Raw genomic sequence first — 14,909 nt, 5'->3', positions numbered from 1 at the left:
GCGCGTATACTAAAAACTTTTGCGACGTTCGAACCCGTCGCAAATACCGGAGAGAGGCGCATGCAGTTCCTTCGCCGCAGCCTTGTCGGCATATTTTTGTTGTCAGTCACGCTGGCCCTCTTCGCCTGGGCGGGCAATACCGTGCGGCTCGCCGTGCAGGAGCGCATGAACGCCGAGCCGCGCAGCTTCGAGCAGAGCGAACGGGTGCTGTCGGTCAACGTGGCCGAGGTGCGTCCCGAAACCCTCGCGCCCGAGATGACCCTGTTCGGCGAGCTGGAAAGCGCGCGCACGCTGGACCTGCGCGCCGTGGTCGGCGGCACGGTGCTCGAGGTGTCCGAGAATTTCCGCGACGGCGGCCGGGTCGAGGCGGGCGAGCTTCTGGTGCGGATCGACCCGAGCGATGCGCGGGCCGCGCTCGAGCGGGCCCGCGTCGACATGCAGGATGCCCGGGCCGAGCTGCGCGATGCCGAACGTGCGCTTACCCTTGCGCAGGATGAACTGGCCGCCGCCGAGGACCAGGCCGAGCTGCGCCGCCGCGCCCTCGCCCGCCAGCGTGACCTGGCCGATCGCGGCGTGGGCACCGCCGCCGCCGTCGAGACCGCGGAACTGGCCGCCTCGACCGCCGAGCAGGCCGTCCTGTCGCGCCGGCAGGCCCTTGCCCAGGCCGAGGCGCGGGTCGATCAGGCCCGCACCCGGCTCGACCGCGCAGGGATCGACGTCGACGAGGCCGAGCGCACCCTCGCCGATACCGAGATTCACGCCGCCTTTTCGGGCTCGCTGGCGCAGGTTTCGGCCTCGCCCGGCATTCGCGCCACGGCCAACGAGCGCCTTGGCCAGTTGATCGACCCGGACCGGCTGGAGGTGTCCTTTCGCCTGTCCACGTCGCAGTATTCCCGCCTGCAGGAGGCCGACGGCACGGCCGTCGGTGCGCCGGTGACGGTGTCGCTCGCCGTCGAGGGGCTGAACCTGACCGCGGGCGGCACCGTGACCCGTGAAAGCGCGCTGGTGGGCGAGGGGCAGACCGGCCGCGTGCTCTTTGCCACCCTCGACGACACCGCCGGGATGCGGCCGGGCGATTTCGTTACGGTGACGGTCACCGAACCGGCACTGGAAAATGTCGCGCTGGTGCCCGCCACCGCCGTCGCCGCCGACGAGACGGTGCTTGCGCTGAACGCCGAGAACCGCCTGACCGAGGCCCCGGTGACCCTGCTGCGCCGCCAGGGCGACGACGTGATCATTCGCGCGCCCGACCTGGCGGGGCAGCGCATCGTCGCCGAACGCTCGCCGCTGCTGGGGTCGGGGATCAAGGTGCAGCCCCTGAACCCGGACCGCACTTCGGCCGCCGCGGCCGAGCCGCAGGTCATCGCCCTCGACCCCGATCGGCGGGCGCGGCTGGTGGCCTTTGTCGAGGACAGCCCGATGCCCGACGAGGCCAAGGCCCGGGTGCTGTCGCAGCTAGAACAGGACGAGGTGCCGGCCGAGGTCGTCACCCGCCTTGAAACCCGGATGGGGGGCTGACCGATGGCCACGCGCACGCCCGGCCGGGGCCTTCTGTCCTATTTCACCCGCCATGCCACGCTGGCCAACCTGCTGCTGATCCTGCTGCTGGCCGCAGGGATCACCGCCTTTCCCAAGATGCGAGCGCAGTTCTTCCCCGATGTCGTCATTGACAGCGTCTCGGTCTCGGTGCGCTGGGACGGCGCCGGCGCCGAGGACGTGGACGCCGCCATCGTACAACTGATCCAGCCCAAGCTGATGGCCGTTGAAGGTGTGACCGACACCACCTCGACCTCGCGCGAGGGCAGCGCCCGGATCGTTCTCGACTTCGAGCCGGGCTACGACATGGCCAAGGCCACCGAGGACACGCAGCTGGCCGTGGACGGCATCACCAACTTGCCCGAAGACGCCGAAGACCCCGAGGTGCGCCGCGGCACATGGTCGGACCGGGTGACGGACGTGGTCATCACCGGCCCGGTGGGTGTCGACCAGCTGGGCCGCTTTGCCGACGAACTGGTCACGCGGCTGTTCGCCGAGGGCGTGACCGGCACCACCATCCGCGGTGTCGCGGCCCCGTCGACCGTCGTCGAGGTGCCCTCGCTGGCGCTGATCCGGCACGACGTGACCATGGCGCAGATCGCGCAGGCTATCGGCGAGGAGGTCAGCACCGACCCGGCGGGCGACGTCTCAGGCGCGGCCCGGGTGCGCACCGGCGTCGAGAAACGCAGCGCCGATGAGATCGCCGGGATCGTCCTGCGCTCGGACCCGGACGGCAGCAAGCTGACCATCGGCGACGTCGGCCGCGTCCTGGTCGAGGGAGTGGACCGCGAGCGCGCCTATTTCGTGGGCGAGGACCCGGCGATCACCGTGCGGGTCGACCGCTCGGCCCGGGGCGACGCCATCGAGATACAGCAGAAGGTCGAACAGGTGGCCGCCGCCATGGAGGCCACCCTGCCTGCGGGCACCAGTGTCGACCTGATCCGCGCGCGCGCCGATTACATCACCGGGCGGCTGGATATCCTCTACAGCAACGGGTTGCTGGGGCTGGGGTTGGTCGTGGCGCTGCTGTTTTTGTTCCTGAACGCGCGCACCGCCTTCTGGGTCGCCGCGGGCATTCCCGTGGCCATGTCGGCGGCGGTGGCGCTGATGCTGGTCGCCGGGCTGACGATCAACATGATCTCGCTCTTTGCGCTTATCATCACGCTGGGCATCGTGGTCGATGACGCCATCGTGGTGGGCGAACACGCCGACGCGCGCCACCGCTTGGGCGAGCCGCCGGCCGTGGCCGCCGAGACCGCGGCGCAGCGCATGTTCCAGCCGGTCTTCTCGGCCACGCTGACCACGATCATCGCCTTCATGGGGCTGGTGGCCGTGGGCGGCCGGTTCGGCGACCTGATCGCCGACATTCCCTTCACGGTGATCGTGGTGCTCGCGGCCTCTTTGGTCGAGTGCTTCCTGATCCTGCCGCACCACATGAAGAAGTCGCTGCAAAAATCCTCCGGCACGGCCTGGTACGACCTGCCCTCGCGGGTGGTGAACCGCGGCTTCGTCTGGGTGCGCAGCACGCTGTTCCGCCCGCTCATGGCCGGGGTGATCCGGGCGCGCTACCCGGTGATGGCGGGGCTGTTCGTCGTGCTGGCCAGCCAGGTGGCGCTGTTCGTCAAGGGCGACGTCCAGTGGCGGTTCTTCAACGCGCCCGAACAGGGATCGGTGACCGGCAATTTCGCCATGCTGCCGGGCGCGACGCGCGCCGACACGCTGGAAATGATGCGCCGCATGCAGGCGGCGGCCGAAGAGCTGGGCGCGGATTATGCCGAGGAGCACGGCCGGAACCCCCTTGATTATGTCATCGCCGAGGTCGGCGGCAACGCCGGGCGCGGCCTGTCGGGGGCCGACACCAAGGACGCCGATCAGCTGGGCTCGATCTCGATCGAGCTGATCGACGCCGACCTGCGGCCCTATTCCAGCTTTGCGCTCGTGGCCGACCTGCAGGACCGCGTCAGCCGCCACCCGATGGTGGAGACTGTCAGCTTCCGCTCCTGGGCCAGCGGGCCGGGGGGCGACGATATCGACATCCAGCTTTACGGCGCCGAGTCCGAGACGCTCAAGGCCGCTGCCGAGGACCTGAAGACCGAATTGGGCCAGTTCCCCGAGGTCTCGGCGCTGGAGGACAGCCTGTCCTACGACAAGGAGGAACTGATCCTGGAACTGACCCCGCAGGGCCAGGCGCTGGGCTTTTCCATCGACGGGCTGGGCCGCGTCCTGCGCAACCGGCTGGGCGGGATCGAGGCCGCGACCTACCCGATGGGCGCCCGCAGCGCCGAGATCCGCGTGGAACTGCCCGAGGGCGAACTGACGGCCGACTTCTTGCAGCGCACGCAGATGCGGAGCCCCGACGGCAATTATGTGCCGTTGGCCGATATCGTCACCGTCGATACGCGCACCGGCTTTTCCACCGTGAACCGCGAGAACGGCATCCAGCTGATCACCGTCAGCGGCGACCTGTCGGACGACGACGCCGAACGCGCCGCGGAGATCACGCGCCTGATCGAGGACCAAATCCTGCCCGAGGTCCAGGCACGCTACAACGTGGACACCTCGCTGTCGGGGCTGGCCGAACAGGAAAACGCGTTCCTCAACGACGCCCGCACCGGGCTGATCCTGACGCTGACCGGCATCTTCCTGACGCTGGCCTGGATCTTTTCCAGTTGGACGCGGCCGCTGATCGTCATGGCGATCATTCCCTTCGGACTGGTGGGCACGATCTACGGCCACTACCAGTGGGGCGTGCCGCTGAGCATGTTCACCGTCGTCGGCCTGCTGGGCATGACCGGGATCATCATCAACGACTCCATTGTACTGGTGACGACCATCGACGAACACGCGAAAACCCGCGGGATCGTCCCGGCCATCATCGACGGCACCTGCGACCGGTTGCGCCCGGTCCTGCTGACCACCATGACCACGGTGCTCGGGCTGATGCCGCTGCTCTACGAGGGGTCGAGCCAGGCCGAGTTCCTCAAGCCCACGGTCATCACGCTGGTCTACGGGCTGGGCTTCGGCATGGTGCTGGTGCTGATCATCGTGCCCGCCCTGCTAGCCATACAGGAAGACGTCGGCACCCAGGTGCGCGCCGCCAAGCGCGCCCTGCGGGCGGGCCGCGGCGCGATCCGCTGGCCCAGCTGGCTGGGGGCTGTCGGGGCCCTGAGCCTCTTCGCCGGACTGGTCGCGCCGGTGCTGGCCACCGGCCGCGCCCTGACGCCGCTGGCCGAGGCCCTGCCCATGCTGAACGGCACACCCGTTGCCCTTGCGGCCTTCGCCGCATTGACGCTGGCTTGGCTGGCGCTGGTCTACCTGTCCATGCTGCTGGTCTTGGGCCTGCGCGGCGGCCGCGGTGGTCAGTCGGTCCCGCAGCCCTGAATATCCACAGCCGTGCCACCGCCCAGAACGGTGATACGAATGTCCGAGCGATCCAGCGCGAGGGCGCGGCCCTCGACCTGAACCATCTCGGCCCGCGCGATCAGCACGCCATCCGCGCGGCGCGTCTCGGGCTCCGACACCCAGATGTCGGGGCGGCCGGCCTCGATGACGACGCTTTCCTGCGCGCCCATCGGGGGCATCTCGATGCGGGCGGTCACGGCCATACCCTCGGCGCCCGGCTCAAGGCCGCAGCGGACCGCCTCGACCCCGGCCTCGGCGGGGGTGCGCGGACGGTCCAGCAGGGCCGCGGCGATCCGGGGGTTCCGGCGGCCCTGCTCGGGCAGCACGGCGTCAAACCCGACCTCGACCGGCACGCAGATATCCTCGCAGACGCCCAGCTGCACCTGCGCCGCAATACGGGCCGGCTCACTCGCCTCGGGCAGGTCGAATTCCATGGGGATCACCACGCGGTCGCTGTAGACGATCGACCGCATCCCGTTCGACCAGGACACCCGCGGCACCGGCCAGTGAAAGGCGACGCCCGCTACGTTCTCGGACCCCGACCAATCGAACTGCGGCGGGATGCCCGCATCGCCCGGCGCGCGCCAATAGGTCTTCCAGCCCGGGGCGAGGGTGATTTCCAGACCGGCCATGTGGCGGCCGCCCTCCATCCGCCAGCCCGGAAGGACCCGGACCGACACCATGTCGCGGGCCGGGTCGGGCCACAGCGGAGTAGCCGCCACGAGGAGCGGCAACATCAGGGCGGCAAATCGGATCATGCCCCGTACATACGCAGTGCCCAGCGAATGGAAAGTCACGTTTGGGTCAGCCCGACGTCAGCCGGGCCTTGCGCGTGGCGCACGGGCACCACATCATTGTCGCATGGACCCAGCACCCCACGACCTGACCGGCCAGTTGCTGATCGCCATGCCGGGCATGGGCGATCCGCGTTTCGCCAATTCCGTGATCTACGTCTGCGCCTATTCGCGCGACGGGGCGATGGGGCTGATCGTGAACAAGCCCGCCCCGGACCTGCGGTTTTCCGAGTTGCTTGAACAGATGGAGATCGGTCCGCCGGCGCCCGCTCCGAACGCGCCGGACGTCCGGGTGCACTTCGGCGGGCCGGTGGAAACGGCGCGCGGCTTCGTTCTGCATTCGAGCGATTTCATCTCCTCCGAGGGGACGATCACGGTGGAGGACGGCGTTGCCATGACCGCGACGCTGGACGTGATCGAGGCCCTGGCCCGGGGCGAGGGCCCGCGCCGCAGCCTGTTGGCGCTGGGCTATTCCGGCTGGGGGCCGGGACAGCTCGATCAGGAGATCGCGCAGAACGGCTGGCTGACGGTCTCGGCCTCGGACGACATCCTGTTCGGGCGAGCCAACGAACACAAGTGGACCGCCGCGCTGAAACGGCTGGGGATCAACCCGCTGACCCTGTCGGACACCGCCGGGCGCGCCTAGCGTGTGTCGCGTTCACCCGCCACACTCCAACTTGCTGATGACGCATGTCCGGGACGCGCAAAACCGGTTCCCGCTTTTGCGCGACATGCTTTAACGCGGCGCGGCGGCGCGGCGCAGCCGGTCGTTGATCGCCCGGCCCAGCCCGGTTTCGGGAACAGGGGCAACGGCGATCCGGTCGGCCGCCATCGCGTTGAGGTCGTGCAGGCGGGCGAACAGCGTTGCCGCCGCCTCGACCAGGTCGCCCCGGGCCGACAGCGTCAGGTCCCCCGCCACCGGGCCAAAGCCCAGCAGGACCTCGCCCGGCTCGGCCCCGGTCGCGTTCAGCCGCAGGCTGCCGCGCGGCGCGTAGTGAGAGGCCAGCTGCCCCGGCGCAGCGGGCTGGCCTTCCGCGCCCGCCTCCGACAGCGGCGCCCCCAGAGCGGCCTCCAGCGTCTCGGCGGGGATGCCACCGGCGCGCAGCAGCACCGGATCGGGCAGAAAACCGACGATGGTGCTTTCGACGCCGACCGTGCAGGGGCCACCGTCGAGCACGGCGGCGATCCGGCCCGACAGGCCCGCCAGCACATGCGCGGGCGTCGTCGGGCTGACCTGCCCCGAGGGGTTGGCCGAGGGCGCGGCCAACGGCCCTGTGCGGCGCAGCAGGTCGCGCGCCACGGGGTGCGCGGGCACGCGGACGCCCAGCGTTTCCAATCCCGCCGTGACCAGCGGCGAGACACCGGCATCGGGCCGGATTGGCAGAACCAGTGTCAGCGCGCCGGGCCAGACGGCCTGCGCCAGCCGCGCGGCATCGGGCGGCATCTCGACCAGCGCGCGGGCCTGTTCGGCATCGGCGACATGGACGATCAGCGGGTTGAACGCGGGCCGCCCCTTGGCCTGATAGAGCCGGGCCACCGCGGCATCGTCCCCGGCATCGACCGCCAGCCCGTAGACCGTTTCCGTGGGGATCGCGACCAGCCCGCCCGCGCCCAACAGCGCCGCGGCCCTGTCCAGCCCCGCGGCGTCGGCGGGCAGCCTCTCGGTTTCTGTCGGCGGGGTCTGGGCGGTCATGACGTGGCGTTCCTGTTGCGAGAAGGTGCCTGCGCGTTAGCGTGTCGGCTGGGCGCGGTCGGCTTACCCGGCCCCCGCCGCGAATCCAAGCGTCATCGCAGGGAGGTCCCGATGCCCTATCACAGCCCCGTCCAGGACATGCGCTTTCTGCTCGACCAGGTGGCAGGCTTCGAGGCGGTCCGCGCGACGGACCGGTTCGCCGAGGCGACGCCGGACATGGTCGAGGCGATCCTGTCCGAGGCCGGCCGGATGTGCGACGAGGTGCTCGCCCCGCTGCAGCGGGCGGGCGACCAGCACCCGGCGGCGCTCGAAAACGGCGTTGTCCGCACCCCGCCCGGCTTTGCCGAAGGCTATCGCGCCATCGCCGAGGGCGGCTGGATCGGCATGTCGGCGCATCCCGACAATGGCGGGCTGGGCCTGCCGATGACGCTGACCAACGCGGTCAACGACATGATGTGCGGGGCCTGCCTTGCCCTGCAGATGAACCCCCTGATGACGCAGGGCCAGATCGAGGCGCTGGAACATCACGCCAGCGACGAGATCAAGGCGCTCTACCTGCCGAAACTGATCTCGGGCGACTGGTGCGGCACCATGAACCTGACCGAGCCGCAGGCCGGCTCAGACGTCGGCGCCCTGCGCACGCGGGCCGAGCCGAAGGACGACGGCACCTACGCGATCACGGGTCAGAAGATCTACATCACCTGGGCCGACAACGACTTTACCGAGAACGTCTGCCACCTGGTGCTGGCGCGCCTGCCCGACGCGCCGCCCGGCACCAAGGGGATCAGCCTGTTTCTCGTGCCCAAGTGGATTCCCGACAACGCGGGCGCGCCGGGCGTACGCAACGCGCTGCGCGTGGTCAGCCTGGAACACAAGATGGGGCTGCACGGCTCGCCCACCGCGGTGATGGACTACGACGGCGCCACCGGCTGGCTGGTCGGCGACCCGCAGGGCGGCATGGCGGCCATGTTCACCATGATGAACAACGCGCGCCTCGGCGTGGGCAGCCACGGGATCGGCGTGGCCGAGGCCAGCTATCAGCAGGCCCTGGCCCATGCGCTGGACCGCAGGCAGGGCAAGGCGGGCGGCACCGGGGCCATCGTGGACCACCCCGACGTGCGCCGGATGCTGGCCTCCATGAAGGCCGACACCTTCGCCGCCCGCGCCATCGCCTTTGCCAATGCCGTGGCCATCGACATGGGGCAGGCCACCGGCGACCCGGCCTGGCAGGCCCGCGCCGCGCTATTGACGCCGATCACCAAGACCTTCGGCACCGAGACCGGCATTCGCGTGGCCGAGATGGGCGTGCAGGTGCACGGCGGCATGGGCTACGTCGAGGAAACCGGCGCCGCGCAGTATTACCGCGACGTGCGCGTCTCGGCGATTTACGAGGGCACCAACGGCATCCAGGCCATCGACCTTGTCGGGCGCAAGATGTCCGACGGCGGCGAGGCGGCCATCGCCCTGATCGACGAGATGTGCGAGGGTGCCGACGCCGCCAAAGGCACCCTGCCCGACCTCGCCCGCGACGTCTACGAGGCCGCCGAGACCCTGCGCGAGGCCGTGGAATGGCTGGTCGCCCGCGACATGGAGGACCGACTGGCCGGGGCCGTGCCCTTCCTGATGGGCTTTGCCCGGGTGCTGGGCGGGCATTACCACCTGCGGGCGGCCCGGCAGGGCGACGCCGGCCACGCGCGGCTGGCCCGGTTCTACATCACCCGCCTGCTGCCCGAGCACGCCGCCCACCTGGCCGCGGCGCGCGCCGGGGCGGACCTGATGGACCTGACGCTTGACGATCTGGGGGCCTGATGGTCCGAGGCGGGGCATGACGGGCATCCGCTATCCCTGGGACACGCCGCCCGACATCGGCGCGGCGACAGAGATTGCCGACGGCGTTCTGTGGCTGCGCCTGCCGCTGCCCATGGCGCTGGACCACGTGAACGTCTACGCGCTGGACGAGGGCGACGGCTGGACGGTGATCGACACCGGGTTCGACAGCCGCAAGTCGCGCGGCATCTGGGACACGATCCTGGCTGGCCCGCTGGCGGGCAAGCCCGTCACCCGCGTGATCTGCACCCATCACCACCCCGACCACATGGGCCTGGCCGGCTGGTTCCAGGCGGCCGGCGCCGAGCTGGCCATGCCGCGCACCGGCTGGCTGATGGCGCGGATGCTGCAACTGGACGAACAACCGGCCTACCCGGCCCGGTCGATCGCCTTTTACCAGCGCGCCGGGATGGACCCGGCGGTGCTGGAAGCGCGCCGCGCCGAACGCCCCTTCAACTTCGCCGACTGCACGCATCCGCTGCCGCTGGGCTTTACCCGCCTGCAAGAGGCGCAGGTCATCCGCATCGGCGGGCGCGACTGGGACATCCGCATGGGCAACGGCCACGCGCCGGAACACGCGACCTTCTGGTCGCGCGATGATGACCTCGTGCTGGCCGGCGACCAGTTGCTACCCTCGATCAGCCCCAACATCGGCGTCTACCCCACCGAACCCGAGGCCGATCCGCTCGCCGAGTGGCTGGAAAGTTGCGCGCGTTTCCAGCCCCTGGCCGAGGACCGGCACCTCGTTCTGGGCGGGCACAAGTTGCCTTTCACCGGGCTGCCCCTGCGCCTGACGCAACTGATCGACAACCACCACGGCGCGCTGGCCCGGCTGTTGGAACACCTGTCCGAACCGCGCCGCGCCGGCGACTGTTTCCTGCCGATCTTCAAGCGCGAGATATCGGGCGGCCAGTACGGCCTGGCGCTGGTCGAGGCGCTGGCACATCTCAATCACCTCTACCAGACCGGCCGCGCCAGCCGCGCGTTGGGCACGGACGGAGCCTGGTGGTTCCGCGCCTGCTGAGGCCGCCGCGGCAACGCACGGCGTTGCCCTGCGCATATGGCCGAACGGGGCTGACAGGCTCGCGCGAATGGGCTACGTCTCCACCGACATCAGCTGAATATCCGAGGACACGACATGTCAGAGCACAAGCATGGTGAAATGGACACCACCGAACAGGAAAAGACCTTCGAAGGCTTCGTGACCTTCACGGTGCGGACCACCATCGCGATCATCGTGGTGCTGATCTTCCTCGCGCTGGTCGGCGCCTGACGGGTCCGCACCGCGGATGCACCGGCGCAAATTCCTGTTGACCGCGCCGCTGGCGCTTGCGGCCTGTGGCGCGCCCCGCGTCTGGGCGCCGGATGAATTCGTCGCCGCCAAGGCCTATGCGCATCCGGGCCCGAAGGCGTTGACGCTTTACACCATGCGCAACACCGGCAGCGACAACGGCGCCCACACCGGGATGCTGATCAACGCCAGCCAGCGCGTGCTGTGGGACCCGGCCGGCACCTTCGGCCACGACTCCATCCCCGAACGCAACGACGTTCACTACGGGATCACCCCGCGGATCGCGCAGTTCTACATCTCGTACCATTCGCGGATCACCTACTACACGCAGATCCAGTACGTCGAAGTCCCGCCCGAAACCGCCGAACTGGCCCTGCGCCTGGTGCAGGAGAACGGCCCGACGCCCAAGTCGCTCTGCACCGTTCACACCTCGCGGATGCTCGCGCAGTTGCCGGGGTTCGAGTTCATTCGCACGACCCTCTTTCCCGACAACCTGGCCGATCAGTTCGCGCGCGTGCCCGGCGTGCAGACCAGCGAATATCGCGAGACCGACAGCGACGACAAATCCGTCGCCGCCGCGCAGATCGACACGGCTATCCGGGCAGACCCGTAAGCCAGAGCAGGCCATAGAGCGTGACCGCCCCGGTGCCGATGGCCGCCAGCACGTTGCGCGTGAAATATCCCACCACGACCGTGGCAACGGCGGCGGCAAACCGCGGGCCATCAGGGTCACCGCCGGTCGCCTCGGGCCAGAGGACTAGCGGCGCCACCAGCCCCGGCAGAACGGCCACCGCCGTGTAGCGCAGGTGCCGCAGCACCCACTCTGGCAGGTTGGCCCCGCCCAGCGCACCAAGAAACGAGAACCGCAGCAGGAAGGTGCCGACGCCCGTTGCCAGGATGATCATCCAGATCGTGCCGTCGCTCATGCCGCTGTGCCCCGGGCCTGCCACAGCTCGACCCGCGCCCCCACGGACATGGCTACAAGCGCCGCGATCAGAAGCCCCAGATTGTAAGGAATGCCCGCCAGCAGCAAGGCCAGCAAGACCGAGGTGCCCGCCGCGGCCAGATGCGCCGCCGTCCGCAGCATCGGCCCGATCAGCGCCAGGAAACAGATCGGCATCGCGAAATCCAGTGCCATCCAGGCCGGGATCCCCTCGCCCAACCACAGGCCCAGCGCGGTCATCGCCAGCCAGCCCGGCGCGATCGGCGTGACCACCCCGAAGAAGAACGCCATGCGCTGCGCAACCGTCCAGTCGGGGTATTGCTCGAAGCGCACGGCCGAGCAGGCAAAGCTCTGGTCCACGTTCACGTAGGCGGCCAGCGCCCGCTGCCACAGCGGGGCGGCGCCAAGCCACGGCGCGAGCCAGGCCGAATACATCGCCATGCGCAGGTTGACCGCTAGCGCCGTGGCCACCACGATCAGAACCGGGGCGTTCTCGACCATCAGTTGCAGGGCCGCGAGTTGCGACGCCCCCGCCAGGACCACCGTGGAAAAGGCCATGGACTGCGCCACGCTCAAGCCCGACTCGGCGGCCACCACCCCGAAAAGCAGCCCGAAGGGCCCCACCACCAGCAGGAAGGGCAGCGCATCGCGGATGCCCATGCGGTAGGTGTTTTTCGGCTTGGATCGGGCCATCAGACTGACCTATGATTTCGGCAGACATGGTCGCGTATCGCGCCGCAGGGAGCATGGCAACCGATGACACAGCCGCTGGGCGTGATACTCGCGGGCGGGCGCGGCACCCGGATGGGCGGCCGCGACAAGGCCATGGTGACCCTGGGGGGCGAGACGCTGTTTCAGCGCGCGGTGGGCAGGCTCGCCCCGCAGGTCGCCGCGCTGGCGGTCAACACCAATTCCGGGCTCGCGACGGACCTGACGCAGCTGCCCGACAGCGTTTCTGGGCACGCCGGGCCGCTTGCGGGTATCCTGGCCGCGCTGGATTGGGCCGCGGCCATGGGGGCGCGGCACGTCGTAACCGTGCCCGTGGACGTGCCCTTCTTTCCCTGCGATCTCGTTCCGCGGCTGCTTCTGGCGGGCGAGAGCCACCCGATGGGCCTCGCCATCGCCGCGGCCGAGGACGGGCTGCACCCGACCTTCGGCCTCTGGCCGGTGGACCTGCGCCCCGACCTGGCCGCGGCGCTGGAGGCCGGCCTGCGCAAGGTCACGGATTGGACGGATCAGTACGGCGCCGCGCAGGCACAGTTTCCCGCGACCGAGCCGTCGTCCTTTCTCAACGTAAACCGCCCCGAGGACCTGGCGCGGGCCGAGGCGGCGCTGACGGTCGCGCGATGACGCCTGAGCGCGGGTTTGCCGAGGACGAGCGCCCGCGCGTCGCCGCGCTTTACTGGGGGGCCTTCGGCGGCAAGCTGGGCCGGTTGATGGGCCCGCGGCGCCGGGCGCTCGCCTTCCTGCAGGACGTGATGGACCCGACCCACGCGCTGACCATGCGCGATGCGGCGGGCCGCATCCAGGGCCTGGTGGGGTTCAAGACGTATCGCGGCGCCTTCGTGGGCGGGCACATGAGCGACATGGTCCGGCACTACGGCCGGCTGGGCGGACCGCTGCGCGCCGGCCTGCTGAGCCTGCTGGAACGCGAGGTCGAAAACCACCGCTTCGTCATGGACGGGATCATCGTCGCCCCCGAGGCGCGGGGCCAGGGCATCGGCACCGCGCTTCTGGAGGCCATCGCGCAGGAGGCCGCCGACCGGGGCTTCTCGGAGCTGCGGCTGGACGTGATCGACAGCAACCCGCGGGCGCGCGCGCTTTACGAACGCCGGGGCTTCGTTGTCGGCGGAGAGCACCGGCTGGGCCTGCTGCGGCACGTCTTCGGCTTTCGCTGCGCCACGACGATGATCCGCCGCGTGGGCTGAGCCGCAGACGCTGCCCCTGCCCCCGAACAGCCGGACGCGCCGCCGTGCCGATTAGGGCGCGAACGCCCTCGTCATGGCCAGACCGGTCGACACCAAACAATACGCCCGAAAGACAGGTTTGCGCAGGGTGCGGAGTTTTTAAAGTCATGCCCGAGCTCGTCGTAACCACATAGCCCCCGTAATATGAGCCGCGCATTGCCGACGCGCGCGGTGGCGATCTGACGTATGGGCTGGACGCTTTATGCCAGCAAAATTCATGAAATATGAAAGCTCTGCGGATGCGGCAGCCAAATCGCCGCCGCGTGGGGGCGCGTCGGCGATGCGCGGCGGGCTTCGCCCTCGATTCCGCGCGGGAGCTTGGCGTTACCACGTCCGCTTCGGGGCCGACGACCGTCATCCCACGCGCTTGTCAAGGAAACGGAACGGGTGGTCGGCCCGCCACTTTCCCCCGGCCGCTCCTGTTCGGGGGGCCGCCTAGTCGAACGCCCCCGTTACCCGGCCCAGCAGCATGAAGGCGCGGGCGGTGCGGGTTTCGGACAGGGCGACGATCTCTTCGTCGGTGGCCTCTTTCTCGAAGCCTTCCAGCGTCTGGTCGAACTTGCGCAGGAAATGGTGTGCGGCGTCGCGAAAGATCGTGTCCTCGCGCATCCGCCCGGCCGTCAGCGCCAGTGACGAGCGGTCACGCACCCCGCCGAGGGCCGCCACGGGCTTGCCGCGCTCGCCCCGCGCGAAGCGGCGCCAGAACTCGGGGCGCGCGCGGTCGGGGTGCAGGTCATCCATGTAGATGCCGTCCTGGCTGAGCAGGGTCAGAACGTCCTGGCTGGCCTGGATCAACTGGCGTGCGCCGTGGTCCTTGAGCGCCCGGCGCAGCGCGGCAAAGCCGACCTCGTCATCCTGGGTATCGGGAAAATTCAGCGCCAGGATCAGGTCCGAGCGCGCCACCGGCGGGGTCATGTCCTCGGCGCTGGTGCCCAGCGCGAGCGTCGGCTGGTCGTCGCCGCCCGGCCGCGGCCCCGGGGCCAGCGGGGCGGCCGACTGACCCGGCCGGGCCGAGGTAAAGGTCGCCAGCGTGGTTTCTGTCTTCTGCGCGGCCTGGGCGATCTCGTTGAGTTTCCGCTCCACCGTCGGGTCCACGCCGGAGGCACCCCGCGCCTGGCGATCGGCGACATAGGTCTGGCGCATGGCATCCACGGCCGCCTGCAGGCGCCGCGACTCCTCGCGCACGATCCGGGCCGAGCGCATGGCGATGGCCGCGACCCATATCACCGCCACCGGCAGAAAGACCGCCAGCAGCGTCATGACGAAGGCCACGGTATCGAAGCCCGATCCGCCGCCCTCGCTGGGCAGCACCAGAAAGAAAAGGGCGGAGCCGGCCAGCCAGGCCAGGCTGAGCAGCCCGGCGACGATCTCGACCGCCGAGACACGCAGCCCCTCGGGCTTGTCACCCGCTTGCAGGGCCACGTCGGCCTGGGTCTGGCGGTTCGACATGCTGCGC

14 protein-coding genes are annotated in these 14,909 nt (G+C 69.9%); 9 read left to right on the top strand and 5 right to left on the bottom strand.

What is annotated here, in order from left to right:
• The first annotated feature begins 60 nt into the window (after window positions 1–60).
• Window positions 61–1,518: an efflux RND transporter periplasmic adaptor subunit gene (locus tag BU124_RS09280; RefSeq protein WP_084862993.1), complete on the top strand. Its 1,458-nt coding sequence runs from the start codon at window positions 61–63 to the stop codon at window positions 1,516–1,518.
• Between the two features lie 3 nt (window positions 1,519–1,521).
• Window positions 1,522–4,917, top strand: a complete 3,396-nt coding sequence (locus BU124_RS09275) for an efflux RND transporter permease subunit (RefSeq protein ID WP_084862991.1) — start codon at window positions 1,522–1,524, stop codon at window positions 4,915–4,917.
• Here the strand turns inward: BU124_RS09275 and BU124_RS09270 are convergent.
• Entirely contained in the window at window positions 4,896–5,696 is an 801-nt protein-coding gene (locus BU124_RS09270; protein WP_084862989.1) for a protein-disulfide reductase DsbD domain-containing protein, read from the bottom strand. The genes BU124_RS09275 and BU124_RS09270 overlap by 22 nt on opposite strands.
• Window positions 5,697–5,799: 103 nt before the next feature.
• Here BU124_RS09270 and BU124_RS09265 point away from each other — a divergent pair, with 103 nt between their 5' ends.
• Window positions 5,800–6,378 carry a YqgE/AlgH family protein gene (locus tag BU124_RS09265; protein ID WP_084862986.1) on the top strand — a complete coding sequence of 193 codons (579 nt, stop codon included), beginning with the start codon at window positions 5,800–5,802 and terminating at the stop codon, window positions 6,376–6,378.
• 90 nt (window positions 6,379–6,468) lie between these two features.
• On the opposite strand, the gene BU124_RS09260 is transcribed toward BU124_RS09265, so the two are convergent.
• The gene (locus tag BU124_RS09260; RefSeq protein ID WP_084862983.1) at window positions 6,469–7,425 is read right to left on the bottom strand and encodes an L-threonylcarbamoyladenylate synthase; all 957 of its coding nucleotides are present in this window, start codon (window positions 7,423–7,425) and stop codon (window positions 6,469–6,471) included.
• Window positions 7,426–7,536: 111 nt separating this feature from the next.
• On the opposite strand from BU124_RS09260, the gene BU124_RS09255 reads away from it, so the two are divergent.
• From BU124_RS09255 to BU124_RS09240, 4 genes are all read left to right on the top strand, one after another.
• Entirely contained in the window at window positions 7,537–9,234 is a 1,698-nt protein-coding gene (locus BU124_RS09255) for an acyl-CoA dehydrogenase (RefSeq protein ID WP_084862981.1), read from the top strand.
• Between the two features lie 16 nt (window positions 9,235–9,250).
• Complete coding sequence (locus BU124_RS09250) at window positions 9,251–10,276, top strand: MBL fold metallo-hydrolase (RefSeq protein ID WP_084862979.1); 1,026 nt, start codon at window positions 9,251–9,253, stop codon at window positions 10,274–10,276.
• Window positions 10,277–10,390: 114 nt separating this feature from the next.
• On the top strand, window positions 10,391–10,525 hold the full coding sequence (locus tag BU124_RS09245; protein WP_084862977.1) for an aa3-type cytochrome c oxidase subunit IV: 135 nt from the start codon (window positions 10,391–10,393) through the stop codon (window positions 10,523–10,525).
• Window positions 10,526–10,541: 16 nt separating this feature from the next.
• Window positions 10,542–11,156: a hypothetical protein gene (locus BU124_RS09240; protein ID WP_084862975.1), complete on the top strand. Its 615-nt coding sequence runs from the start codon at window positions 10,542–10,544 to the stop codon at window positions 11,154–11,156.
• On the opposite strand, the gene BU124_RS09235 is transcribed toward BU124_RS09240, so the two are convergent.
• Both BU124_RS09235 and BU124_RS09230 read right to left on the bottom strand, forming a co-directional pair.
• The gene (locus BU124_RS09235) at window positions 11,137–11,469 is read right to left on the bottom strand and encodes an AzlD domain-containing protein (protein ID WP_084862973.1); all 333 of its coding nucleotides are present in this window, start codon (window positions 11,467–11,469) and stop codon (window positions 11,137–11,139) included. The genes BU124_RS09240 and BU124_RS09235 overlap by 20 nt on opposite strands.
• Window positions 11,466–12,179: an AzlC family ABC transporter permease gene (locus tag BU124_RS09230; protein WP_084862971.1), complete on the bottom strand. Its 714-nt coding sequence runs from the start codon at window positions 12,177–12,179 to the stop codon at window positions 11,466–11,468. Before BU124_RS09230 ends, BU124_RS09235 begins: the two co-directional genes overlap by 4 nt.
• A 63-nt stretch (window positions 12,180–12,242) precedes the next feature.
• Between BU124_RS09230 and mobA the strand changes: the two genes are divergently transcribed.
• Window positions 12,243–12,836, top strand: coding sequence for a molybdenum cofactor guanylyltransferase MobA (gene mobA, locus BU124_RS09225; RefSeq protein WP_084862969.1), 594 nt, complete (start codon window positions 12,243–12,245; stop codon window positions 12,834–12,836).
• A complete protein-coding gene (locus BU124_RS09220) occupies window positions 12,833–13,414 on the top strand; it encodes a GNAT family N-acetyltransferase (protein WP_084862967.1) in 582 nt (193 codons plus the stop codon). Before mobA ends, BU124_RS09220 begins: the two co-directional genes overlap by 4 nt.
• A gap of 474 nt (window positions 13,415–13,888) precedes the next feature.
• Here the strand turns inward: BU124_RS09220 and BU124_RS09215 are convergent, their stop codons facing one another.
• Window positions 13,889–14,902, bottom strand: a complete 1,014-nt coding sequence (locus BU124_RS09215; protein ID WP_084862966.1) for a hypothetical protein — start codon at window positions 14,900–14,902, stop codon at window positions 13,889–13,891.
• Window positions 14,903–14,909: the final 7 nt, after the last annotated feature.

This window comes from Salibaculum halophilum, assembly GCF_002094885.1.
GTDB lineage: Bacteria > Pseudomonadota > Alphaproteobacteria > Rhodobacterales > Rhodobacteraceae > Salibaculum > Salibaculum halophilum.
The sequence above is the reverse complement of the archived record's forward strand: the minus strand, read 5'-3'. Positions and strand labels throughout refer to the sequence as shown.